Origin of the sequence: Salmonella sp. 32010601201800023SM, from assembly GCF_017572235.1 — a bacterium.
In the GTDB taxonomy this organism is placed as follows: domain Bacteria; phylum Pseudomonadota; class Gammaproteobacteria; order Enterobacterales; family Enterobacteriaceae; genus Salmonella; species Salmonella enterica.
The window spans coordinates 847,641-869,508 of record NZ_JAGEQS010000001.1 but is presented as its reverse complement, the minus strand read 5'-3'; the positions used below and the strand labels follow the sequence as shown (position 1 = coordinate 869,508).

Genomic DNA, 21,868 nt, shown 5'->3' with positions numbered 1-21,868 from the left:
GGCGCAAAATGTTATCTCACGCTGATTTAAAACTTACACAACTTTGTTTTTTTGTCTAAGTTTTCGCGGAGATTTTTTTGATGTACTTAAATATCAATAAGATAGAATTAGGGGAAGAAATCTATTTCAGCGCTTATAGTGTGATAACCTCCAGCGAAGCGACCACGTTGCGCCACTGGGCAAGCTGTTTTTTCTGTCCGGCAGTGAGCTTTCCGGTGGTCACCAGGAACCATTTTCTCTGGGCGAACAGCTCGGGCGCCAGCACGGCTGGTGGAGAGGGAAGCACATTGAGCCGCAGCTCTTGTCCGGTACGAGTCAACGCTTCCAGCCAGATTTCACAGTGATCCGAGAGATGCCATCCGCTAATAAAGGCATTGTTGCCAGGCGCTTTTCTGTCGCCTTCAAGGCAAAAAGAGGTGTAGGCAATAATGATGCCATCCAGTATTTCGCGCAGCGTCATCACGGCGGGAAGGTGCGCGGACACTTTGCTGCGCAACGGACGCAATAAATGGGTCACCAGTTCTGCGCGAGGATATTCCCGGCCACAGTCATAAATCAACTGCCGCAGCGCGTCAATTCGCCCTTCGTGGAGATGTTGGAGCATCGTCTCCTGGATCGTTATCCAGTTATCGCCCAGGCGAATGACCGGACGCGACAGTAAGGGTTTGACCTGGCTTATCGGTACGCCTTTTCTCACCCAGTCGAGGATGCTAAGCGCTTGTCGAATATCGTCATCGCTGTATAAGCGATGCCCGCCATCAGTACGCTGCGGTTTCAATAAACCATAGCGTCGCTGCCATGCCCTTAGCGTGGCGGCATTGATACCGCATAGTCTGGCAAATTCGCCTATAGAATACGACATGGTAAAGCCCGTTAAATAAGGGGATTCTACTATATCATGATCAAATGAAGACTAAGGTAGTGATAAATGGTGCGGCATACCAGGGCATCCGTATGGATTTTGTCGATGATGAGCAATACTGCGTGGCGTAAGGCTCATCAAAATATGACCAATGCTTAATATCATCGGACGCCCCTGGTTAATACTCTATTAACCTCATTCTTCGGGCACAGTTAAGTAACTCTGTCACTTTATGAACCTGTAGCTTTCTCATCATATTCATCCGGTGTGTTTCGACGGTTTTTATACTGATATGTAGCTTTTCGCTGATCCCATGATTGGTATACCCCTCGTCAATAAGTTTAAGAACCTGACGCTCGCGCAAAGTAAGCAGTTGATGATTGGTCGTGTCAGCGTTTAATTCAGCCAGGATAGCTTCCCGATTCAACGTTGGGTCAATGTAACGCTTGTTTACTGCTACTGTTTGCAATGCCGCTAACAGAACTTGCTGACTACTGCTTTTTAAAACATAGCCATTAGCACCTGCGGCTAAAGTTTTAATGGTCATATACTCTTGTTGGTATGCTGTGTAAACCAGAATATTCATTGCTGGCCAACGCTGATGTAATTGAGGAATGATATCCAGGCCATTGATGCCAGGTAGACTAAGATCAAGGATAAGTATGTCAGGCTCGTATGCACAACAGGCATTATAAACCTCAAGACCATTTTTAACATGCTCTACAATTTTAAAATGAGGCCAGGGTAATAAGGCATTCATAATGCCGTTAATGATGATTTCATGATCGTCTACTAATAAGATCTTATATTCTTTCATTTTGCTGCCCTCGCGAAAATTAAGATAATATTAAGTAATGGTGTAGTTTTTGAAGATCATACGTATTTTCTGGCGTAAGTCGGTTAGTTCCTCCAGCGCGATGATTTTCCCCATTTTTACGCGATTCTCAATGTCTATGACATAGCATACCAATTCAGTCTGCCCTATTTGACCTAAACAGCCTTTTAATGTGTGAATTAACTGATCGATTTTTTGTCCAGCCGATACGGCATTTTCAATATCAGCCAGCAAGAGGTCCAGTGATTGGAAAATCTTGCTATTAATGACCATATCATCTGTCGCCAGTAGCGCTGAGCAGCGACTTGGATCCTGCTCCTGTAGCTCTATATTTCGTAAAAGTTGGTATTCTGCGGCAATACTGATATAGCGAGCTAAGGTAGCCAACGTCACTGGTTTGGTAATGTAATGATGAATCCCATTTTTTTTACAACGATGAATATCTTCTGTCGCTACGCTAGCGGATAGCGCCACAAACATGCAGTCAGGATCTAAATTATTCGGCTCATCGTGCCATAATTGTACACATTCAATACCATCTATTTCTGGCATTCTAATGTCAATCAGTACTAAATCGAATCGTTGCTGTTGTGATAAAGTCAGAGCCTCGTTACTACTGGCGGCAACAGTGACGTGTTGTCCCAGGCTGACAAGCATTTTGCCGATGATATCCCGATTAATATCGGCATCATCAACCAAAAGAATCTGCAACTGCCAGGGAGGTAACAAATTATTTATTACTGGTATATTTGGTGTACACAATATTAACTGTTGCGCCAGGTCGTAGAGTTTTCCGGGGAAATACAAAAGCTCTGCGTTGAGAAGCGCATTTTGCTGGTGGGGTGGTTCGCCGCGTATTCCCCAGCAAGCCAGTTGCCGATGCAGGCAGAACGGCGCTGATAGTGTCCCTTTAATTGGTTGAGGCGGCTGGAATTCTTGTAAGGGTAATACTAGCGAGACACAGGTTCCAACCCCGGGGACACTTTTTAGTGTCAGATTACCGCCCATCATTTTAGCCAGGCTTGACGCAATAGTCAGTCCAATTCCTGTACCTTGCGAATTTGTGTCTGCTTGATAAAAAGCAGTAAAGATTTGAGACTGCTGCTGTATTTCAATCCCTTTACCGCTATCGCTAACCAGAAATATTAATTGTTCCTCATGACGCTTGACCGTCAGACGTATCCCTCCGGTTTCGGTAAATTTTACCGCGTTCCCGAGTAAATTAACCAAAATTTGCCGTAAACGGATACTGTCGGTATGAAAATAGAGAGGGACATGTTGACCGACAAAAGTACGTAATGACAGTTTTTTGCTTTGCGCTGGCCCCTGGATGGTTTGCATTGCCTGGTCCAGTAACGGCAGTAACGCTGTTTCTTCCATATGTAATGTGAAATGACCAGACTCGATGCGTGAAAAATCCAGCAGATTATTAATAATAGCTAACAAAGACAGTGTACAATTTCTGGCGGTATCAGCTAATCCTTGTTGCTCTATGTTTAAAGGGGTGGTTTGTAATAATTCAATTGCACCGAGTACGCCATTCATCGGAGTACGTAACTCATGACTTATTACCGTAAGATGAATGCTTTTACGTTTGTTAGCTTGCTCAGCGCGTTTTTTTGCTTCATTTAGCGCCTGGGTGCGCTCTGCGACTTTGTTTTCCAGATTGTCGTATTGGACTTGTAGAGTATCAAGCAGTTGGTTAAAAGCACCGGCAATACTATCTAATTCATCCAGTCGTTGTGCTGGTAAACGTGTGCTCAGCGGTGCAGTTGCGGTTTTATTAATGACATCGACAAAACGCCATAACGGTTTGGCCAGTGAGCGATGTAGTAACCAGCAAAAAGCCGACGTCATCAACACCAATGCTGTTAATGTAAAGGGGATTTGTTGAAGGATAATTTTTAAGATGCGATTATGTAGATTACCGTATGGGTACAGCGTAACCAGACTCCATCCGGGGCCATGCAAGGTTGTGCGTAATATCAGAAATCCGGGAATTTGCTGCCATCCATCATGCAGCGTTACATTTTCTAACTGTGTACGTATTTTTTGCGGGATGTATGAAAACGGCAATAAGTGGTTGTTTTGATCCAGCCATACTCGAATACTATCATCTAATGGTAGGTGGCTCTTAGTAATGAGATCGGGAAGTTTAACCGTCACCCCAAAAAATACGCCTTGCTGATCGGCAACCGCAACGGAAGCGTGCCATCCTTTGCCGTTTATGTATTCTGGTTCACTCCAGTAAAACCCGGCATGGGTTGGGTATAAAGGAAAGCTTTTTCGCGTTAAAGGCTGTAGAGTTGAATAATCTGAAGGGTTATCAGTAGATAATAACGAAATCTCATTTTTATGATTAAGAATAAAACTATCGCGACGAAAGCTTTTTTCATCGATATCAGAGGACTGCAGAAAGAGACGGTGCTTCTCTCCGTTTAGCGTCGGCGTGCAATTTGAAGGACCGACAGATAGATGCCGGCTCACCTCATGGAAAATATCGTTATGATGAATCTCAGTCGCTAATGAGCATTGATACATTAAATTTTTAGCGTCACGTTCAGCCTCTTCAAACCGTTGATTGCTTAGTACAATATTCATCTCGGATAGAACGGATAAATCCTCTATTATATGCTGCCGTTTCTGAACCATTGATATATAAGCTGCGGTAAGCACAGATAGCAGCCAAATAATTATTGTTGTTAATAAAAATAAAAAAGTTAGCCTGATTACTAAAGATGTTTGCAGCGTATTCTTGAGATTGAGCAAATTCATAATGCTTCCCTCCAGTTGCCTGTTGCAAAATCTTTGGCACTTGATCACTATCGCAGTACATATAGTTTCATCAGAAGATTAATCGATGGTGTTATCATTAGGAAGATAAATTTCTTCATATATAACCCAGTCGATGACTACAATTACTTTTTAATAAGATGGCGATGTAAAAACATCGTAACAGTTTATTTAATAAATAATTTTTCAAATTGTAATTTTTTATGTCAATGCTGAAAGTGTAATTGTGAATTTATCGGAAAATCCGAATGATAGAATCGCCTGTGACAAGGTATATGTAGACAGCATCCTGATATTGTACAAGAAGAGTATAGTCGAAATAAATGTGAATCAGGCTTTTTACGGATGTGGTTGTGAGCGAATTTGATAGAAACTCCCATTTATGTCTGAGGAGGGATTCATGCTGGCAGTTTTAAAAGGCATTCCATTAATTCAGGATATCAGGGCCGAAGGTAATAGCCGATCCTGGATAATGACTATTGATGGGCATCCTGCCAGAGGAGAAATTTTCTCAGAAGCATTTTCTATTTCTTTGTTCTTAAATGACCTGGAAAGCTTACCTAAGCCTTGTCTTGCCTATGTGACACTACTGCTTGCAGCACACCCGGACGTCCATGATTATGCTATACAGCTCACAGCGGATGGGGGATGGTTAAACGGTTATTATACCACAAGTAGTAGCTCTGAGCTTATTGCTATTGAGATAGAAAAACACCTGGCTTTAACTTGCATTTTAAAAAATGTAATACGCAATCACCATAAACTTTATTCGGGTGGGGTATAAAATGGTAGTAAATAAACGTTTAATCTTAATTTTACTATTTATACTCAATACAGCAAAGAGTGATGAGTTATCATGGAAAGGTAATGACTTCACCCTTTATGCCAGACAAATGCCATTAGCAGAGGTTTTACATCTGCTCTCAGAGAACTATGATACGGCTATTACTATTAGCCCATTGATAACAGCTACATTTAGTGGAAAAATTCCGCCTGGACCACCGGTCGATATTTTGAATAACCTGGCAGCACAATATGATTTGCTTACCTGGTTTGATGGCAGCATGTTATATGTATATCCTGCATCGTTATTAAAACATCAGGTTATCACTTTCAATATTTTATCTACTGGACGGTTCATTCATTACTTACGCAGCCAGAATATCCTTTCATCACCGGGATGCGAGGTTAAAGAAATTACCGGTACCAAAGCTGTGGAGGTGAGCGGTGTTCCCAGCTGCCTGACTCGTATTAGTCAATTAGCTTCAGTGCTGGATAATGCGTTAATCAAACGAAAAGACAGTGCGGTGAGTGTAAGTATATACACGCTTAAGTATGCCACTGCGATGGATACCCAATACCAATATCGCGATCAGTCCGTCGTGGTTCCAGGGGTCGTGAGTGTATTGCGTGAGATGAGTAAAACCAGCGTACCGGCGTCATCGACGAACAATGGTTCACCCGCTACACAGGCATTGCCCATGTTTGCTGCCGACCCACGTCAGAATGCAGTGATCGTTCGTGATTATGCGGCCAATATGGCCGGGTATCGGAAACTTATCACAGAATTAGATCAACGCCAGCAGATGATAGAGATTTCGGTGAAAATTATCGATGTTAATGCTGGAGATATTAACCAGTTAGGCATCGACTGGGGAACGGCAGTGTCGCTGGGTGGCAAGAAAATTGCGTTCAATACAGGTTTGAATGACGGTGGTGCTAGCGGTTTTTCAACGGTAATCAGCGATACCTCAAACTTTATGGTGCGTTTGAATGCCCTGGAAAAAAGCTCTCAGGCTTATGTACTTTCCCAGCCATCTGTGGTGACTTTAAATAATATCCAGGCTGTGCTGGATAAAAATATTACTTTCTATACCAAACTGCAGGGAGAAAAAGTGGCTAAACTTGAATCCATCACTACGGGTTCTTTGTTGCGCGTTACACCTCGCTTGTTAAATGATAATGGCACGCAAAAAATAATGCTTAATCTTAATATTCAGGATGGACAACAAAGTGATACGCAAAGCGAAACAGACCCGCTGCCCGAAGTGCAAAATTCTGAAATTGCTTCGCAGGCCACATTATTGGCCGGGCAAAGTCTATTGCTGGGAGGATTTAAACAAGGTAAACAAATCCACTCGCAAAATAAAATTCCTTTATTGGGCGATATTCCTGTCGTAGGTCATTTGTTTCGCAATGATACGACTCAAGTACATAGTGTAATCAGGCTTTTTTTGATTAAAGCCTCAGTAGTAAATAATGGCATATCTCATGGTTAATCCAAAGAGCTCCTGGAAAATACGTTTTTTAGGTCACGTTTTACAAGGCCGGGAAGTATGGCTGAATGAAGGTAACCTGTCACTGGGGGAGAAAGGATGCGATATTTGTATTCCGCTTACTATAAATGAAAAAATTATTCTGAGAGAACAGGCAGATAATTTATTTGTTGATGCCGGGAAAGCCAGAGTTAGAGTTAATGGCCGCAGATTTAATCCAAATAAGCCGCTACCATCCAGTGGGGTTTTGCAGGTTGCGGGAGTGGCTATCGCGTTTGGTAAACAGGATTGTGAACTTGCTGATTATCAAATACCCGTTTCCAGATCAGGCTACTGGTGGTTGGCTGGCGTATTCTTGATTTTTATCGGTGGAATGGGGGTCCTGTTAAGTATTAGTGGTCAGCCTGAAACGGTAAATGACTTACCTTTGCGGGTTAAGTTTTTATTAGACAAAAGCAATATTCATTATGTGCGGGCGCAATGGAAAGAAGATGGCAGCCTGCAGTTGTCCGGTTATTGCTCGTCAAGCGAACAGATGCAAAAGGTGAGAGCGACTCTCGAATCATGGGGGGTCATGTATCGGGATGGTGTAATCTGTGATGACTTATTGGTACGAGAAGTGCAGGATGTTTTGATAAAAATGGGTTACCCGCATGCTGAAGTATCCAGCGAAGGGCCGGGGAGCGTGTTAATTCATGATGATATACAAATGGATCAGCAATGGCGTAAGGTTCAACCATTACTTGCAGATATTCCCGGGTTATTGCACTGGCAGATTAGTCACTCTCATCAGTCTCAGGGGGATGATATTATTTCTGCGATAATAGAGAACGGTTTAGTGGGGCTTGTCAATGTTACGCCAATGCGGCGCTCTTTTGTTATCAGTGGTGTACTGGATGAATCTCATCAACGCATTTTGCAAGAAACGTTAGCAGCATTAAAGAAAAAGGATCCCGCTCTTTCTTTAATTTATCAGGATATTGCGCCTTCCCATGATGAAAGCAAGTATCTGCCTGCGCCAGTGGCTGGCTTTGTACAGAGTCGCCATGGTAATTACTTATTACTGACGAATAAAGAGCGTTTACGTGTAGGGGCATTGTTACCCAATGGGGGAGAAATTGTCCATCTGAGTGCCGATGTGGTAACGATTAAACATTATGATACTTTGATTAACTATCCATTAGATTTTAAGTGAGTGGAAAATGACAACTTTGACCCGGTTAGAAGATTTGCTGCTTCATTCGCGTGAAGAGGCCAAAGGCATAATTTTACAATTAAGGGCTGCCCGGAAACAGTTAGAAGAGAACAACGGCAAGTTACAGGATCCGCAGCAATATCAGCAAAACACCTTATTGCTTGAAGCGATCGAGCAGGCCGAAAATATCATCAACATTATTTATTATCGTTACCATAACAGCGCACTTGTAGTGAGTGAGCAAGAGTAAAGTAAAAATATCTTAGAGCCTATCCCACCAGGCGTTAATTGGCGCAGCCAGTTTGGACACGGATAGCGCGCAAAAACCGGAGCGTACACGTAGTACGTGAGGTTTGACTCGCTACGCTCGCCCTTCGGGCCGCCGCTAGCGGCGTTCAAAACGCTAACGCGTTTTGGCGAGCACTGCCCAGGTTCAAAATGGCAAGTAAAATAGCCCTAATGGGATAGGCTCTTAGTTAGCACGTTAATTATCTATCGTGTATATGGAGGGGAATGATGATAAAGAAAAAGGCTGCGTTTAGTGAATATCGTGATTTAGAGCAAAGTTACATGCAGCTAAATCACTGTCTTAAAAAATTTCACCAAATCCGGGCTAAGGTGAGTCAACAGCTTGCTGAAAGGGCAGAGAGCCCCAAAAAGAGCAGAGAGACAGAGAGTATTCTTCATAACCTATTTCCACAAGGCGTTGCCGGGGTTAACCAGGAGGCCGAGAAGGATTTAAAGAAAATAGTAAGTTTGTTTAAACAACTTGAAGTACGACTGAAACAACTTAATGCTCAAGCCCCGGTGGAGATACCGTCAGGAAAAACAAAAAGGTAAAGCATAATGTCTTCAGGAAACATCTTATGGGGAAGTCAAAACCCTATTGTGTTTAAAAATAGCTTCGGCGTCAGCAACGCTGATACCGGGAGCCAGGATGACTTATCCCAGCAAAATCCGTTTGCCGAAGGGTATGGTGTTTTGCTTATTCTCCTTATGGTTATTCAGGCTATCGCAAATAATAAATTTATTGAAGTCCAGAAGAACGCTGAACGTGCCAGAAATACCCAGGAAAAGTCAAATGAGATGGATGAGGTGATTGCTAAAGCAGCCAAAGGGGATGCTAAAACCAAAGAGGAGGTGCCTGAGGATGTAATTAAATACATGCGTGATAATGGTATTCTCATCGATGGTATGACCATTGATGATTATATGGCTAAATATGGCGATCATGGGAAGCTGGATAAAGGTGGCCTACAGGCGATCAAAGCGGCTTTGGATAATGACGCCAACCGGAATACCGATCTTATGAGTCAGGGGCAGATAACAATTCAAAAAATGTCTCAGGAGCTTAACGCTGTCCTTACCCAACTGACAGGGCTTATCAGTAAGTGGGGGGAAATTTCCAGTATGATAGCGCAGAAAACGTACTCATGAAAAAAGACCCGACCCTACAACAGGCACATGACACGATGCGGTTTTTCCGGCGTGGCGGCTCGCTGCGTATGTTGTTGGATGACGATGTTACACAGCCGCTTAATACTCTGTATCGCTATGCCATGCAGCTTATGGAGGTAAAAGAGTTCGCCGGCGCAGCGCGACTTTTTCAATTGTTGACGATATATGATGCCTGGTCATTTGACTACTGGTTTAGGTTAGGGGAATGCTGCCAGGCTCAAAAACATTGGGGGGAAGCGATATACGCTTATGGACGCGCGGCACAAATTAAGATTGATGCGCCGCAGGCGCCATGGGCCGCAGCGGAATGCTATCTCGCGTGTGATAACGTCTGTTATGCAATCAAAGCGTTAAAGGCCGTGGTGCGTATTTGCGGCGAGGTCAGTGAACATCAAATTCTCCGACAGCGTGCAGAAAAGATATTACAGCAACTTTCTGACAGGAGCTAAAAATGAATCGAATTCACAGTAATAGCGACAGCGCCGCAGGAGTAACCGCCTTAACACATCATCACTTAAGCAATGTAAGTTGCGTTTCCTCGGGTTCGCTGGGAAAGCGCCAGCATCGTGTGAATTCTACTTTTGGCGATGGCAACGCCGCGTGCCTGTTATCAGGGAAAATTAGTCTTCAGGAGGCAAGCAATGCGTTGAAGCAACTGCTTGATGCCGTACCCGGAAATCATAAGCGTCCATCATTGCCTGACTTTTTGCAGACCAATCCCGCGGTTTTATCAATGTTGATGACGACATTAATACTCAGCGTTTTTGGTAATAACGCTCAATCGTTATGCCAACAGCTTGAGCGGGCAACTGAGGTGCAAAATGCATTACGTGATAAGCAGGTAAAGGAGTATCAGGAGCAGATCCAGAAAGCGATAGAGCAGGAGGATAAAGCGCGTAAAGCGGGCATTTTTGGCGCTATTTTTGACTGGATTACCGGCATATTTGAAACTGTGATTGGCGCCTTAAAAGTTGTGGAGGGTTTTCTGTCCGGTAATTCCGCAGAAATGGCTAGCGGCGTAGCTTATATAGCCGCAGGTTGTGCAGGAATGGTTAAAGCCGGAGCCGAAACGGCAATGATGTGCGGTGCTGACCACGATACCTGTCAGGCAATTATTGACGTGACAAGTAAGATTCAATTTGGTTGTGAAGCCGTCGCGCTGGCACTGGATGTTTTCCAGATTGGCCGTGCTTTTATGGCGACGAGAGGTTTATCTGGCGCAGCTGCAAAAGTGCTTGACTCCGGTTTTGGCGAGGAAGTGGTTGAGCGTATGGTAGGTGCAGGGGAAGCAGAAATAGAGGAGTTGGCTGAAAAGTTTGGCGAAGAAGTGAGCGAAAGTTTTTCCAAACAATTTGAGCCGCTTGAACGTGAAATGGCTATGGCGAATGAGATGGCAGAGGAGGCTGCCGAGTTTTCTCGTAACGTAGAAAATAATATGACGCGAAGCGCGGGAAAAAGCTTTACGAAAGAGGGGGTGAAAGCCATGGCAAAAGAAGCGGCAAAAGAAGCCTTGGAAAAATGTGTGCAAGAAGGTGGAAAGTTCCTGTTAAAAAAATTCCGTAATAAAGTTCTCTTCAATATGTTCAAAAAAATCCTGTATGCCTTACTGAGGGATTGTTCATTTAAAGGCTTACAGGCTATCAGATGTGCAACCGAGGGCGCCAGTCAGATGAATACTGGCATGGTTAACACAGAAAAAGCGAAGATCGAAAAGAAAATAGAGCAATTAATAACTCAGCAACGGTTTCTGGATTTCATAATGCAACAAACAGAAAACCAGAAAAAGATAGAACAAAAACGCTTAGAGGAGCTTTATAAGGGGAGCGGTGCCGCGCTTAGAGATGTATTAGATACCATTGATCACTATAGTAGCGTTCAGGCGAGAATAGCTGGCTATCGCGCTTAATCTGAGGATAAAAATATGGAAGCGAGTAACGTAGCACTGGTATTACCAGCGCCTTCCTTGTTAACACCTTCTTCCACTCCATCTCCCTCCGGGGAGGGAATGGGTACTGAATCAATGCTTCTGTTATTTGATGATATCTGGATGAAGCTAATGGAGCTTGCCAAAAAGCTGCGCGATATCATGCGCAGCTATAACGTAGAAAAACAACGGCTGGCCTGGGAACTGCAAGTCAATGTTTTACAGACGCAAATGAAAACAATTGATGAAGCGTTTAGAGCATCAATGATTACTGCGGGTGGCGCAATGTTGTCGGGTGTACTGACGATAGGATTAGGGGCCGTAGGCGGGGAAACCGGTCTTATAGCGGGTCAAGCCGTAGGCCACACAGCTGGGGGCGTCATGGGCCTGGGGGCTGGTGTAGCGCAACGTCAAAGTGATCAAGATAAAGCGATTGCCGACCTGCAACAAAATGGGGCCCAATCTTATAATAAATCCCTGACGGAAATTATGGAGAAAGCAACTGAAATTATGCAGCAAATCATCGGCGTGGGGTCGTCACTGGTCACGGTTCTTGCTGAAATACTCCGGGCATTAACGAGGTAAACATGGTGCAAGAAATAGAGCAATGGTTACGTCGGCATCAGGTGTTTACTGAGCCTGCATATTTAGGGGAGACCGCCATATTACTTGGGCAGCAGTTTATATTATCGCCTTACCTGGTGATCTATCGTATTGAGGCAAAAGAAATGATTATTTGTGAGTTCAGGCGCCTGACGCCCGGGCAACCTCGACCACAGCAATTGTTTCACTTACTGGGACTTTTACGCGGGATATTTGTGCATCACCCGCAGTTAACATGTTTAAAGATGTTGATAATCACCGACGTTCTGGATGAAAAAAAAGCCATGCTACGCAGGAAATTATTGCGCATCCTGACAGTAATGGGAGCGACCTTTACACCGCTTGATGGCGATAACTGGACAGTTTTATCCGCCGAGCATCTTATCCAGCGACGTTTTTAAATGACCTTCCTGACGTAAATCATTATCACGTGAAAATAACAATCAATAGGTATGATGATGAAAGAAGATCAGAAAAATAAAATACCCGAAGACATTCTGAAACAGCTATTATCCGTTGATCCGGAAACCGTTTATGCCAGTGGTTACGCCTCATGGCAGGAGGGGGATTATTCGCGCGCCGTAATCGATTTTAGTTGGCTGGTGATGGCCCAGCCATGGAGTTGGCGTGCCCATATTGCATTGGCTGGCACCTGGATGATGCTTAAAGAATACACGACGGCCATTAATTTCTATGGACATGCCTTGATGCTGGATGCCAGCCATCCAGAACCGGTTTACCAAACGGGCGTCTGTCTCAAAATGATGGGGGAACCCGGGTTGGCGAGAGAGGCTTTTCAAACCGCAATCAAGATGAGTTATGCGGATGCCTCATGGAGTGAGATTCGCCAGAATGCGCAAATAATGGTTGATACTCTTATTGCTTAAATAACAGAACGAAATATGAAAATTCATATTCCGTCAGCGGCAAGTAATATAGTCGATGGTAATAGTCCTCCTTCCGATATACAAGCGAAGGAGGTATCGTTTCCTCCCCCTGAAATTCCAGCGCCTGGCACCCCCGCAGCCCCTGTGCTGCTTACGCCTGAACAAATAAGGCAGCAGAGGGATTATGCGATACATTTTATGCAATACACTATTCGTGCGCTGGGTGCGACAGTCGTGTTTGGGTTATCGGTTGCTGCAGCGGTAATTTCTGGCGGGGCAGGATTACCCATTGCTATTCTTGCGGGGGCGGCGCTCGTGATTGCTATTGGGGATGCTTGCTGTGCGTATCATAATTATCAATCGATATGTCAGCAAAAGGAGCCATTACAAACCGCCAGTGATAGCGTTGCTCTTGTGGTCAGTGCGCTGGCCTTAAAATGTGGGGCAAGTCTTAACTGCGCTAACACCCTTGCTAATTGTCTTTCTTTATTAATACGTTCAGGAATCGCTATTTCTATGTTGGTTTTACCCCTACAGTTTCCACTGCCCGCGGCTGAAAATATTGCGGCCTCTTTGGACATGGGGAGTGTAATTACCTCCGTTAGCCTGACGGCGATAGGTGCGGTACTGGATTATTGCCTTGCCCGCCCCTCTGGCGACGATCAGGAAAATTCTGTTGATGAACTTTATGCCGATCCCAGTGCGTTATTGGCGGAACAAATGGCATCGCTCTGCCAATCTGCTACTACACCTGCATTAATGGACAGTTCTGGTCATACATCTCGGGGAGAACCATGAAACCTGTTAGCCCAAATGCTCAGGTAGGAGGGCAACGTCCTGTTAACGCGCCTGAGGAATCACCTCCATGTCCCTCATTGCCACATCCGGAAACCAATATGGAGAGTGGTAGAATAGGTCCTCAACAAGGAAAAGAGCGGTTATTGGCCGGACTTGCGAAACGAGTGATAGAGTGTTTTCCAAAAGAAATTTTTAGTTGGCAAACGGTCATTTTGGGCGGACAGATTTTATGCTGTTCCGCTGGAATAGCATTAACTGTGCTAAGTGGTGGAGGCGCGCCGCTCGTAGCCCTGGCAGGGATTGGCCTTGCTATTGCCATCGCGGATGTCGCCTGTCTTATCTACCATCATAAACATCATTTGCCTATGGCTCACGACAGTATAGGCAATGCCGTTTTTTATATTGCTAATTGTTTCGCCAATCAACGCAAAAGTATGGCGATTGCTAAAGCCGTCTCCCTGGGCGGTAGATTAGCCTTAACCGCGACGGTAATGACGCATTCATACTGGAGTGGTAGTTTGGGACTACAGCCTCATTTATTAGAGCGTCTTAATGATATTACCTATGGACTAATGAGTTTTACTCGCTTCGGTATGGATGGGATGGCAATGACCGGTATGCAGGTCAGCAGCCCATTATATCGTTTGCTGGCTCAGGTAACGCCAGAACAACGTGCGCCGGAGTAATCGTTTTCAGGTATATACCGGATGTTCATTGCTTTCTAAATTTTGCTATGTTGCCAGTATCCTTACGATGTATTTATTTTAAGGAAAAGCATTATGGATATTGCACAATTAGTGGATATGCTCTCCCACATGGCGCACCAGGCAGGCCAGGCCATTAATGACAAAATGAATGGTAATGATTTGCTCAACCCAGAATCGATGATTAAAGCGCAATTTGCCTTACAGCAGTATTCTACATTTATTAATTACGAAAGTTCACTGATCAAAATGATCAAGGATATGCTTAGTGGAATCATTGCTAAAATCTGAAGTTATTAGCGACGATGTTCGACGGTTACTGCTGGAAATCATGTTTGCGGGCGTTAACCATAGCCTGATTTCCCAGGTACATGCGATGTTACCAGCGCTAACGGTTATTGTTCCGGATAAAAAATTACAGTTGGTATGTCTGGCATTATTGTTGGCGGGTTTAAATGAGCCGCTAAAAGCCGCGAAAATTTTATCGGATATAGATTTGCCAGAGGCTATGGCGCTGCGTCTGTTATTTCCTGCACCAAATGAGGGGTTTGAAAATTGAATATTTCTGATATGAGCGTAGTGCCTGTAAGCACTCAATCTTATGTAAAGTCCTCTGCAGAACCGAGCCAGGAGCAAATTAATTTTTTTGAACAATTGCTGAAAGATGAAGCATCCACCAGTAACGCCAGTGCTTTATTACCGCAGGTTATGTTGACCAGACAAATGGATTATATGCAGTTAACGGTAGGCGTCGATTATCTTGCCAGAATATCAGGCGCAGCATCGCAAGCGCTTAATAAGCTGGATAACATGGCATGAAGGTTCATCGTATAGTATTTCTTACTGTCCTTACGTTCTTTCTTACGGCATGTGATGTGGATCTTTATCGCTCATTGCCAGAAGATGAAGCGAATCAAATGCTGGCATTACTTATGCAGCATCATATTGATGCGGAAAAAAAACAGGAAGAGGATGGTGTAACCTTACGTGTCGAGCAGTCGCAGTTTATTAATGCGGTTGAGCTACTTAGACTTAACGGTTATCCGCATAGGCAGTTTACAACGGCGGATAAGATGTTTCCGGCTAATCAGTTAGTGGTATCACCCCAGGAAGAACAGCAGAAGATTAATTTTTTAAAAGAACAAAGAATTGAAGGAATGCTGAGTCAGATGGAGGGCGTGATTAATGCAAAAGTGACCATTGCGCTACCGACTTATGATGAGGGAAGTAACGCTTCTCCGAGCTCAGTTGCCGTATTTATAAAATATTCACCTCAGGTCAATATGGAGGCCTTTCGGGTAAAAATTAAAGATTTAATAGAGATGTCAATCCCTGGGTTGCAATACAGTAAGATTAGTATCTTGATGCAGCCTGCTGAATTCAGAATGGTAGCTGACGTACCCGCGAGACAAACATTCTGGATTATGGACGTTATCAACGCCAATAAAGGGAAGGTGGTGAAGTGGTTGATGAAATACCCTTATCCGTTGATGTTATCGTTGACAGGACTGTTATTAGGAGTGGGCATCCTGATCGGCTATTTTTGCCTGAGACGCCGTTTTTGAGCCGACCTGATCCCGAGGTGTTGCAACTTTATCGTTATTTCTGGCAACCTGCTCGTTACGCTGTACCGGAATGGCTGGATAAGCTGGGCTTTCATCTTTCAAACTGCTGGCGTTATGGCGATCGGCCCGAGTTGGATCGTCTTCTTGACAGAGCGTTAAATAGACTAAGAGGAAGCTCTGTTATTCCAGCCTGTTTAAATGACAGGCAAAAACGGCAGGTTCGTCTTGCGCCGCGTATATCGGCATTTGCCTTTGGGCTGGGATTATTCAAACTCAGGTGTAGTGACTATTTTATGCTACCAGAGTATCGGCAATTGCTTCTACAGTGGTTTAGCGAGGATGAGATCTGGCAGCTATATGGTTGGTTGGGGCAAAGAGATGGCAAATTACTTCCTCCGCAAGTGATGCAACAAACTGCATTGCAGATCGGTACCGCCATTCTTAATCGGGAAGCGCATGACGATGCGGTTTTACATGCGCTATTAGTATTATTACCCCCTCCGCAGCGTATACTTTGGCCGAAGACTTCTCTTACCGAGATTATCTTCATGGAGCATTTGCTATGAGTTTTACTTCACTTCCTCTGACGGAAATTAACCATAAGCTACCCGCTCGAAATATTATTGAGTCACAGTGGATAACATTACAATTAACTTTATTTGCGCAAGAGCAACAAGCTAAGAGAGTTTCACATGCTATTGTGAGCTCCGCTTACCGTAAGGCTGAAAAAATCATCCGAGACGCCTATCGTTATCAGCGTGAACAGAAAGTTGAGCAGCAACAAGAACTAGCGTGCTTGCGTAAAAATACGCTGGAAAAAATGGAAGTGGAATGGCTGGAACAGCATGTAAAACATTTACAAGACGATGAAAATCAATTTCGTTCATTGGTCGATCACGCAGCGCATCATATTAAAAATAGTATAGAACAGGTTCTGTTGGCCTGGTTCGACCAACAGTCGGTAGACAGTGTTATGTGCCATCGTCTGGCACGCCAGGCCACGGCTATGGCGGAAGAGGGAGCGCTTTATTTGCGTATTCATCCTGAAAAAGAGGCATTGATGCGTGAAACTTTTGGCAAGCGGTTTACGTTGATTATCGAGCCTGGTTTCTCTCCCGATCAGGCTGAACTTTCCTCAACACGATATGCCGTTGAGTTTTCACTTTCTCGTCATTTCAACGCGTTACTGAAATGGTTACGTAATGGTGAAGATAAAAGAGGTCGCGATGAATATTAAAATTAATGAGATAAAAATGACGCCCCCTACAGCATTTACCCCTGGCCAAGTTATAGAGGAACAAGAGGTTATTTCGCCTTCAATGTTAGCTCTCCAGGAGTTACAGGAAACGACGGGGGCAGCGCTCTATGAGACGATGGAAGAAATAGGAATGGCGCTGAGTGGTAAACTGCGCGAAAGTAATAAATTCATTGATGCTGAGAAACTGGAGCGCAGACAGCAGGCTTTGCTGCGTTTGATAAAACAAATACAGGAGGATAATGGGGCAACGTTGCGTCCGCTTACCGAAGAGAATAGTGATCCTGATTTACAGAATGCGTATCAAATTATCGCTCTTGCAATGGCGCTTACTGCCGGCGGGTTGTCAAAAAAGAAAAAACGCGATTTGCAATCGCAACTGGATACGCTTACAGCGGAGGAGGGATGGGAACTTGCCGTTTTTAGTTTACTGGAACTTGGCGAAGTGGATACCGCTACGCTGTCCTCTCTGAAACGTTTTATGCAACAGGCGATAGACAACGATGAAATGCCCTTATCGCAGTGGTTCAGACGCGTGGCAGACTGGCCGGATCGCTGTGAACGGGTCCGTATTTTGCTAAGAGCCATAGCCTTTGAACTTAGCATATGCATCGAACCTTCGGAGCAAAGTCGTTTGGCCGCAGCATTAGTACGTTTGCGTCGTTTGCTGTTATTCCTTGGCCTTGAAAAAGAGTGCCAGCGTGAGGAGTGGATTTGCCAGTTGCCGCCTAATACATTACTGCCGCTACTACTCGATATCATTTGTGAGCGCTGGCTTTTCAGTGATTGGTTGCTTGATAGACTTACCGCTATAGTTTCTTCATCGAAGATGTTCAATCGGTTACTCCAACAACTTGATGCGCAGTTTATGCTGATACCCGATAACTGTTTTAACGACGAAGATCAACGTGAACAAATTCTCGAAACGCTTCGTGAAGTAAAGATAAATCAGGTTTTATTCTGATACCTGGCTTTCAATATTTAGGTAAATTGGCTTTCTGGCTCATCATGAGGCGTCAGGATGGATTGGGATCTCATTACTGAACGTAATATTCAGCTTTTTATTCAATTAGCAGGATTAGCTGAACGGCCTTTAGCAACCAATATGTTCTGGCGGCAAGGACAATATGAAACCTATCTAAACTATCATAACGGTCGTATTCACTTATGTCAGATACTCAAGCAAACCTTCTTAGACGAAGAACTGCTTTTTAAAGCGTTGGCTAACTGGAAACCCGCAGCGTTCCAGGGTATTCCTCAACGATTATTTTTGTTGCGCGATGGGCTTGCAATGAGTTGTTCTCCACCTCTTTCCAGCTCCGCCGAGCTCTGGTTACGATTACATCATCGACAAATAAAATTTCTGGAGTCGCAATGCGTTCATGGTTAGGTGAGGGAGTCAGGGCGCAACAGTGGCTCAGTGTATGCGCGGGTCGGCAGGATATGGTTCTGGCGACGGTGTTATTAATCGCTATTGTGATGATGCTGTTACCTTTGCCGACCTGGATGGTTGATATCCTGATTACTATCAACCTTATGTTTTCAGTGATCCTGCTCTTAATTGCTATTTATCTTAGTGACCCTCTCGATTTATCGGTATTTCCGTCTTTATTACTTATTACTACATTATATCGTTTGTCACTCACAATCAGCACATCACGGCTGGTACTGTTACAACATAATGCCGGTAATATTGTGGATGCTTTCGGTAAGTTTGTCGTAGGAGGAAATCTCACCGTTGGGTTGGTCGTATTTACCATCATTACTATCGTGCAATTTATTGTCATTACAAAAGGTATCGAGAGGGTGGCGGAAGTTAGCGCACGTTTCTCGCTTGATGGGATGCCAGGCAAACAAATGAGTATCGATGGCGATTTGCGTGCCGGAGTTATCGATGCAGACCATGCCCGTACATTAAGACAGCATGTCCAGCAGGAAAGCCGCTTTCTCGGTGCGATGGACGGTGCGATGAAATTTGTTAAAGGCGATACGATTGCCGGTATTATTGTTGTTCTGGTGAACATTATCGGCGGTATCATTATCGCTATCGTACAATATGATATGTCGATGAGTGAGGCTGTTCACACTTATAGCGTACTGTCAATCGGAGATGGTTTATGTGGGCAAATTCCATCGCTGCTGATTTCCCTTAGCGCGGGAATTATTGTCACCCGTGTCCCGGGTGAGAAACGCCAGAACCTGGCGACAGAGTTGAGTTCTCAAATTGCCAGACAACCTCAGTCGCTCATATTAACCGCTGTGGTTTTAATGCTCCTCGCTTTAATTCCTGGCTTTCCTTTTATCACTCTCGCTTTCTTTTCAGCGTTGTTAGCATTGCCAATTATCCTCATTCGCCGCAAAAAGTCTGTGGTTTCCGCAAATGGCGTCGAAGCACCGGAAAAAGATAGTATGGTTCCCGGCGCATGTCCTCTAATCTTACGTCTTAGCCCGACGTTACATTCTGCCGACCTGATTCGTGATATTGACGCCATGAGATGGTTTTTATTTGAGGATACCGGCGTCCCTCTCCCTGAGGTGAATATTGAGGTTTTGCCTGAACCCACCGAAAAATTGACGGTACTGCTATATCAGGAACCCGTATTTAGTTTATCTATTCCCGCTCAGGCGGATTATTTATTGATAGGCGCGGACGCTAGTGTGGTGGGTGACAGCCAGACGTTACCGAACGGGATGGGGCAGATCTGTTGGCTTACAAAAGACATGGCCCATAAGGCGCAAGGTTTTGGACTGGACGTTTTCGCGGGCAGCCAACGTATCTCTGCCTTATTAAAATGTGTCCTGCTTCGGCATATGGGAGAGTTTATTGGTGTTCAGGAAACGCGTTATCTAATGAATGCGATGGAAAAAAACTACTCTGAGCTGGTGAAAGAGCTTCAGCGCCAGTTACCCATTAATAAAATCGCTGAAACTTTGCAACGGCTTGTATCAGAGCGGGTTTCTATTAGAGATTTACGTCTTATTTTCGGCACCTTAATTGACTGGGCGCCACGTGAAAAAGATGTCCTGATGTTGACAGAATATGTCCGTATCGCGCTTCGCCGTCATATTCTGCGTCGTCTTAATCCGGAAGGAAAACCGCTGCCGATTTTGCGGATCGGCGAAGGTATTGAGAACCTCGTGCGTGAATCCATTCGCCAGACGGCAATGGGGACCTATACTGCGCTGTCGTCTCGTCATAAGACGCAGATCCTGCAACTTATCGAGCAGGCGCTGAAGCAGTCAGCCAAATTATTCATTGTCACTTCTGTCGACACCCGACGTTTCTTGCGAAAAATTACAGAAGCCACCTTGTTCGACGTACCGATTTTGTCATGGCAGGAATTAGGAGAGGAGAGCCTTATACAAGTGGTAGAAAGTATTGACCTTAGCGAAGAGGAGTTGGCGGACAATGAAGAATGAATTGATGCAACGTCTGAGGCTGAAATATCCGCCCCCCGATGGTTATTGTCGATGGGGCCGAATTCAGGATGTCAGCGCAACGTTGTTAAATGCGTGGTTGCCTGGGGTATTTATGGGTGAGTTGTGCTGTATAAAGCCTGGAGAAGAACTTGCTGAAGTCGTGGGGATTAATGGCAGCAAAGCTTTGCTATCTCCTTTTACGAGTACAATCGGACTTCACTGCGGGCAGCAAGTGATGGCCTTAAGGCGACGCCATCAGGTTCCCGTGGGCGAAGCGTTATTAGGGCGAGTCATTGATGGTTTTGGTCGTCCCCTTGATGGCCGCGAACTGCCAGACGTCTGCTGGAAAGACTATGATGCAATGCCTCCTCCCGCAATGGTTCGACAGCCTATCACTCAACCATTAATGACGGGGATTCGCGCTATTGATAGCGTTGCGACCTGTGGCGAAGGGCAACGAGTGGGTATTTTTTCTGCTCCTGGCGTGGGGAAAAGCACGCTTCTGGCGATGCTGTGTAATGCTCCAGACGCAGACTGCAATGTTCTGGTGTTAATTGGTGAACGTGGACGAGAAGTCCGCGAGTTCATCGATTTTACACTGTCTGAAGAGACCCGAAAACGTTGTGTCATTGTTGTCGCAACCTCTGACAGACCCGCCTTAGAGCGCGTGAGGGCGCTGTTTGTGGCCACCACGATAGCAGAATTTTTTCGCGATAATGGAAAGCGAGTCGTCTTGCTTGCCGACTCTCTGACGCGTTATGCCAGGGCCGCACGGGAAATCGCTCTGGCCGCCGGAGAGACCGCGGTTTCTGGAGAATATCCGCCAGGCGTATTTAGTGCATTGCCACGACTTTTAGAACGTACAGGAATGGGGGAAAAAGGCAGTATTACCGCATTTTATACGGTACTGGTGGAAGGCGATGATATGAATGAGCCGTTGGCGGATGAAGTCCGTTCACTGCTTGACGGACATATTGTGCTATCCCGACGGCTTGCAGAGAGGGGGCATTATCCTGCCATTGACGTGTTGGCAACGCTCAGCCGCGTTTTTCCAGTCGTTACCAGCCATGAGCATCGTCAACTGGCGGCGATATTGCGACGGTGCCTGGCGCTTTACCAGGAGGTTGAACTATTAATACGCATTGGGGAATACCAGCGAGGAGTTGATACAGATACTGACAAAGCCATTGATACCTATCCGGATATTTGCACATTTTTGCGACAAAGTAAGGATGAAGTATGCGGACCCGAGCTACTCATAGAAAAATTACACCAAATACTCACCGAGTGATC

General features: G+C 44.9%; 26 protein-coding genes. 23 read left to right on the top strand and 3 right to left on the bottom strand.

Annotation, left to right across the window (positions count from 1 at the left end; all coding sequences use genetic code 11):
- Positions 1-133 precede the first annotated feature (133 nt).
- The 3 genes from J4617_RS04395 to J4617_RS04385 form a co-directional block, all read right to left on the bottom strand.
- Positions 134-862, bottom strand: coding sequence for a MerR family transcriptional regulator (locus J4617_RS04395; RefSeq protein ID WP_000122320.1), 729 nt, complete (start codon positions 860-862; stop codon positions 134-136).
- 178 nt (positions 863-1,040) lie between these two features.
- Positions 1,041-1,679: a two component system response regulator gene (locus tag J4617_RS04390; RefSeq protein WP_000666335.1), complete on the bottom strand. Its 639-nt coding sequence runs from the start codon at positions 1,677-1,679 to the stop codon at positions 1,041-1,043.
- A 30-nt stretch (positions 1,680-1,709) separates the two neighbouring features.
- A complete protein-coding gene (locus J4617_RS04385) occupies positions 1,710-4,472 on the bottom strand; it encodes a two component system sensor kinase (protein ID WP_022544646.1) in 2,763 nt (920 codons plus the stop codon).
- A 400-nt stretch (positions 4,473-4,872) separates the two neighbouring features.
- On the opposite strand from J4617_RS04385, the gene spiC reads away from it, so the two are divergent.
- The 23 genes from spiC (at position 4,873) to ssaN (ending at position 21,866) form a co-directional block, all read left to right on the top strand.
- Positions 4,873-5,274 (top strand): SPI-2 type III secretion system protein SpiC, encoded by a 402-nt coding sequence (spiC, locus tag J4617_RS04380; RefSeq protein WP_001738217.1) that lies wholly within the window; start codon positions 4,873-4,875, stop codon positions 5,272-5,274.
- 1 nt (position 5,275) lies between these two features.
- Complete coding sequence (gene spiA / locus J4617_RS04375) at positions 5,276-6,769, top strand: SPI-2 type III secretion system protein SpiA (protein WP_000261279.1); 1,494 nt, start codon at positions 5,276-5,278, stop codon at positions 6,767-6,769.
- Positions 6,750-7,961, top strand: a complete 1,212-nt coding sequence (ssaD, locus tag J4617_RS04370) for a SctD family type III secretion system inner membrane ring subunit SsaD (protein ID WP_000323791.1) — start codon at positions 6,750-6,752, stop codon at positions 7,959-7,961. Before spiA ends, ssaD begins: the two co-directional genes overlap by 20 nt.
- A gap of 7 nt (positions 7,962-7,968) precedes the next feature.
- Positions 7,969-8,211, top strand: a complete 243-nt coding sequence (ssaE, locus tag J4617_RS04365) for a YscE family type III secretion system co-chaperone SsaE (RefSeq protein WP_000210202.1) — start codon at positions 7,969-7,971, stop codon at positions 8,209-8,211.
- Positions 8,212-8,474: 263 nt separating this feature from the next.
- A complete protein-coding gene (sseA, locus tag J4617_RS04360; RefSeq protein WP_000972855.1) occupies positions 8,475-8,801 on the top strand; it encodes an SPI-2 type III secretion system chaperone SseA in 327 nt (108 codons plus the stop codon).
- Between the two features lie 6 nt (positions 8,802-8,807).
- Entirely contained in the window at positions 8,808-9,398 is a 591-nt protein-coding gene (gene sseB, locus J4617_RS04355) for an SPI-2 type III secretion system translocon protein SseB (protein ID WP_000094422.1), read from the top strand.
- Positions 9,395-9,868, top strand: a complete 474-nt coding sequence (gene sscA, locus J4617_RS04350; protein ID WP_000711024.1) for a SycD/LcrH family type III secretion system chaperone SscA — start codon at positions 9,395-9,397, stop codon at positions 9,866-9,868. The genes sseB and sscA overlap by 4 nt, the downstream gene beginning before the upstream one ends.
- A 2-nt stretch (positions 9,869-9,870) precedes the next feature.
- Positions 9,871-11,325, top strand: coding sequence for an SPI-2 type III secretion system translocon protein SseC (sseC, locus tag J4617_RS04345; RefSeq protein ID WP_017466108.1), 1,455 nt, complete (start codon positions 9,871-9,873; stop codon positions 11,323-11,325).
- 15 nt (positions 11,326-11,340) lie between these two features.
- Positions 11,341-11,928 (top strand): SPI-2 type III secretion system translocon protein SseD, encoded by a 588-nt coding sequence (gene sseD, locus J4617_RS04340; protein ID WP_000388323.1) that lies wholly within the window; start codon positions 11,341-11,343, stop codon positions 11,926-11,928.
- A gap of 2 nt (positions 11,929-11,930) precedes the next feature.
- Positions 11,931-12,347, top strand: a complete 417-nt coding sequence (gene sseE / locus J4617_RS04335; protein ID WP_017466107.1) for an LcrR family type III secretion system chaperone SseE — start codon at positions 11,931-11,933, stop codon at positions 12,345-12,347.
- 51 nt (positions 12,348-12,398) lie between these two features.
- Positions 12,399-12,833, top strand: coding sequence for a SycD/LcrH family type III secretion system chaperone SscB (gene sscB / locus J4617_RS04330; protein WP_000979963.1), 435 nt, complete (start codon positions 12,399-12,401; stop codon positions 12,831-12,833).
- A gap of 15 nt (positions 12,834-12,848) precedes the next feature.
- Positions 12,849-13,631, top strand: coding sequence for a type III secretion systems effector SseF (sseF, locus tag J4617_RS04325; RefSeq protein WP_000690720.1), 783 nt, complete (start codon positions 12,849-12,851; stop codon positions 13,629-13,631).
- Entirely contained in the window at positions 13,628-14,317 is a 690-nt protein-coding gene (gene sseG, locus J4617_RS04320; RefSeq protein WP_000805846.1) for a pathogenicity island 2 effector protein SseG, read from the top strand. Before sseF ends, sseG begins: the two co-directional genes overlap by 4 nt.
- Before the next feature lie 93 nt (positions 14,318-14,410).
- A complete protein-coding gene (ssaG, locus tag J4617_RS04315; protein WP_000350226.1) occupies positions 14,411-14,626 on the top strand; it encodes a type III secretion system needle filament protein SsaG in 216 nt (71 codons plus the stop codon).
- Positions 14,604-14,894 (top strand): EscG/YscG/SsaH family type III secretion system needle protein co-chaperone, encoded by a 291-nt coding sequence (locus J4617_RS04310; protein ID WP_000444713.1) that lies wholly within the window; start codon positions 14,604-14,606, stop codon positions 14,892-14,894. Before ssaG ends, J4617_RS04310 begins: the two co-directional genes overlap by 23 nt.
- Before the next feature lie 11 nt (positions 14,895-14,905).
- Positions 14,906-15,154, top strand: a complete 249-nt coding sequence (ssaI, locus tag J4617_RS04305; protein WP_001574409.1) for a SctI family type III secretion system inner rod subunit SsaI — start codon at positions 14,906-14,908, stop codon at positions 15,152-15,154.
- Positions 15,151-15,900, top strand: a complete 750-nt coding sequence (ssaJ, locus tag J4617_RS04300; protein WP_000862874.1) for an SPI-2 type III secretion system apparatus lipoprotein SsaJ — start codon at positions 15,151-15,153, stop codon at positions 15,898-15,900. Before ssaI ends, ssaJ begins: the two co-directional genes overlap by 4 nt.
- Before the next feature lie 17 nt (positions 15,901-15,917).
- A complete protein-coding gene (locus J4617_RS04295; protein WP_001526945.1) occupies positions 15,918-16,466 on the top strand; it encodes a type III secretion system domain-containing protein in 549 nt (182 codons plus the stop codon).
- The gene (gene ssaK, locus J4617_RS04290; protein ID WP_017466106.1) at positions 16,463-17,137 is read left to right on the top strand and encodes an SPI-2 type III secretion system apparatus protein SsaK; all 675 of its coding nucleotides are present in this window, start codon (positions 16,463-16,465) and stop codon (positions 17,135-17,137) included. Before J4617_RS04295 ends, ssaK begins: the two co-directional genes overlap by 4 nt.
- A complete protein-coding gene (ssaL, locus tag J4617_RS04285; RefSeq protein WP_000238879.1) occupies positions 17,103-18,119 on the top strand; it encodes an SPI-2 type III secretion system apparatus protein SsaL in 1,017 nt (338 codons plus the stop codon). The genes ssaK and ssaL overlap by 35 nt, the downstream gene beginning before the upstream one ends.
- 57 nt (positions 18,120-18,176) lie before the next feature.
- Positions 18,177-18,545: an SPI-2 type III secretion system apparatus protein SsaM gene (gene ssaM, locus J4617_RS04280; RefSeq protein WP_000383702.1), complete on the top strand. Its 369-nt coding sequence runs from the start codon at positions 18,177-18,179 to the stop codon at positions 18,543-18,545.
- Positions 18,530-20,575, top strand: coding sequence for an SPI-2 type III secretion system apparatus protein SsaV (gene ssaV / locus J4617_RS04275; RefSeq protein ID WP_001258231.1), 2,046 nt, complete (start codon positions 18,530-18,532; stop codon positions 20,573-20,575). Before ssaM ends, ssaV begins: the two co-directional genes overlap by 16 nt.
- Positions 20,565-21,866 (top strand): SctN family type III secretion system ATPase SsaN, encoded by a 1,302-nt coding sequence (gene ssaN, locus J4617_RS04270; protein ID WP_000787210.1) that lies wholly within the window; start codon positions 20,565-20,567, stop codon positions 21,864-21,866. Before ssaV ends, ssaN begins: the two co-directional genes overlap by 11 nt.
- Positions 21,867-21,868 lie beyond the last annotated feature (2 nt).

Excerpts from the sequence above, each read along its gene's own strand:
- J4617_RS04395 (WP_000122320.1), bottom strand. The coding sequence starts at position 862 with ATGTCGTATTCTATAGGCGAATTTGCCAGACTATGCGGTATCAATGCC.
- J4617_RS04390 (WP_000666335.1), bottom strand. The coding sequence starts at position 1,679 with ATGAAAGAATATAAGATCTTATTAGTAGACGATCATGAAATCATCATT.
- J4617_RS04385 (WP_022544646.1), bottom strand. The coding sequence starts at position 4,472 with ATGAATTTGCTCAATCTCAAGAATACGCTGCAAACATCTTTAGTAATC.
- spiC (WP_001738217.1), top strand. The coding sequence starts at position 4,873 with ATGTCTGAGGAGGGATTCATGCTGGCAGTTTTAAAAGGCATTCCATTA.
- spiA (WP_000261279.1), top strand. The coding sequence starts at position 5,276 with ATGGTAGTAAATAAACGTTTAATCTTAATTTTACTATTTATACTCAAT.
- ssaD (WP_000323791.1), top strand. The coding sequence starts at position 6,750 with ATGGCATATCTCATGGTTAATCCAAAGAGCTCCTGGAAAATACGTTTT.
- ssaE (WP_000210202.1), top strand. The coding sequence starts at position 7,969 with ATGACAACTTTGACCCGGTTAGAAGATTTGCTGCTTCATTCGCGTGAA.
- sseA (WP_000972855.1), top strand. The coding sequence starts at position 8,475 with ATGATGATAAAGAAAAAGGCTGCGTTTAGTGAATATCGTGATTTAGAG.
- sseB (WP_000094422.1), top strand. The coding sequence starts at position 8,808 with ATGTCTTCAGGAAACATCTTATGGGGAAGTCAAAACCCTATTGTGTTT.
- sscA (WP_000711024.1), top strand. The coding sequence starts at position 9,395 with ATGAAAAAAGACCCGACCCTACAACAGGCACATGACACGATGCGGTTT.
- sseC (WP_017466108.1), top strand. The coding sequence starts at position 9,871 with ATGAATCGAATTCACAGTAATAGCGACAGCGCCGCAGGAGTAACCGCC.
- sseD (WP_000388323.1), top strand. The coding sequence starts at position 11,341 with ATGGAAGCGAGTAACGTAGCACTGGTATTACCAGCGCCTTCCTTGTTA.
- sseE (WP_017466107.1), top strand. The coding sequence starts at position 11,931 with ATGGTGCAAGAAATAGAGCAATGGTTACGTCGGCATCAGGTGTTTACT.
- sscB (WP_000979963.1), top strand. The coding sequence starts at position 12,399 with ATGATGATGAAAGAAGATCAGAAAAATAAAATACCCGAAGACATTCTG.
- sseF (WP_000690720.1), top strand. The coding sequence starts at position 12,849 with ATGAAAATTCATATTCCGTCAGCGGCAAGTAATATAGTCGATGGTAAT.
- sseG (WP_000805846.1), top strand. The coding sequence starts at position 13,628 with ATGAAACCTGTTAGCCCAAATGCTCAGGTAGGAGGGCAACGTCCTGTT.
- ssaG (WP_000350226.1), top strand. The coding sequence starts at position 14,411 with ATGGATATTGCACAATTAGTGGATATGCTCTCCCACATGGCGCACCAG.
- ssaI (WP_001574409.1), top strand. The coding sequence starts at position 14,906 with ATGAGCGTAGTGCCTGTAAGCACTCAATCTTATGTAAAGTCCTCTGCA.
- ssaJ (WP_000862874.1), top strand. The coding sequence starts at position 15,151 with ATGAAGGTTCATCGTATAGTATTTCTTACTGTCCTTACGTTCTTTCTT.
- ssaK (WP_017466106.1), top strand. The coding sequence starts at position 16,463 with ATGAGTTTTACTTCACTTCCTCTGACGGAAATTAACCATAAGCTACCC.
- ssaL (WP_000238879.1), top strand. The coding sequence starts at position 17,103 with ATGGTGAAGATAAAAGAGGTCGCGATGAATATTAAAATTAATGAGATA.
- ssaM (WP_000383702.1), top strand. The coding sequence starts at position 18,177 with ATGGATTGGGATCTCATTACTGAACGTAATATTCAGCTTTTTATTCAA.
- ssaV (WP_001258231.1), top strand. The coding sequence starts at position 18,530 with ATGCGTTCATGGTTAGGTGAGGGAGTCAGGGCGCAACAGTGGCTCAGT.
- ssaN (WP_000787210.1), top strand. The coding sequence starts at position 20,565 with ATGAAGAATGAATTGATGCAACGTCTGAGGCTGAAATATCCGCCCCCC.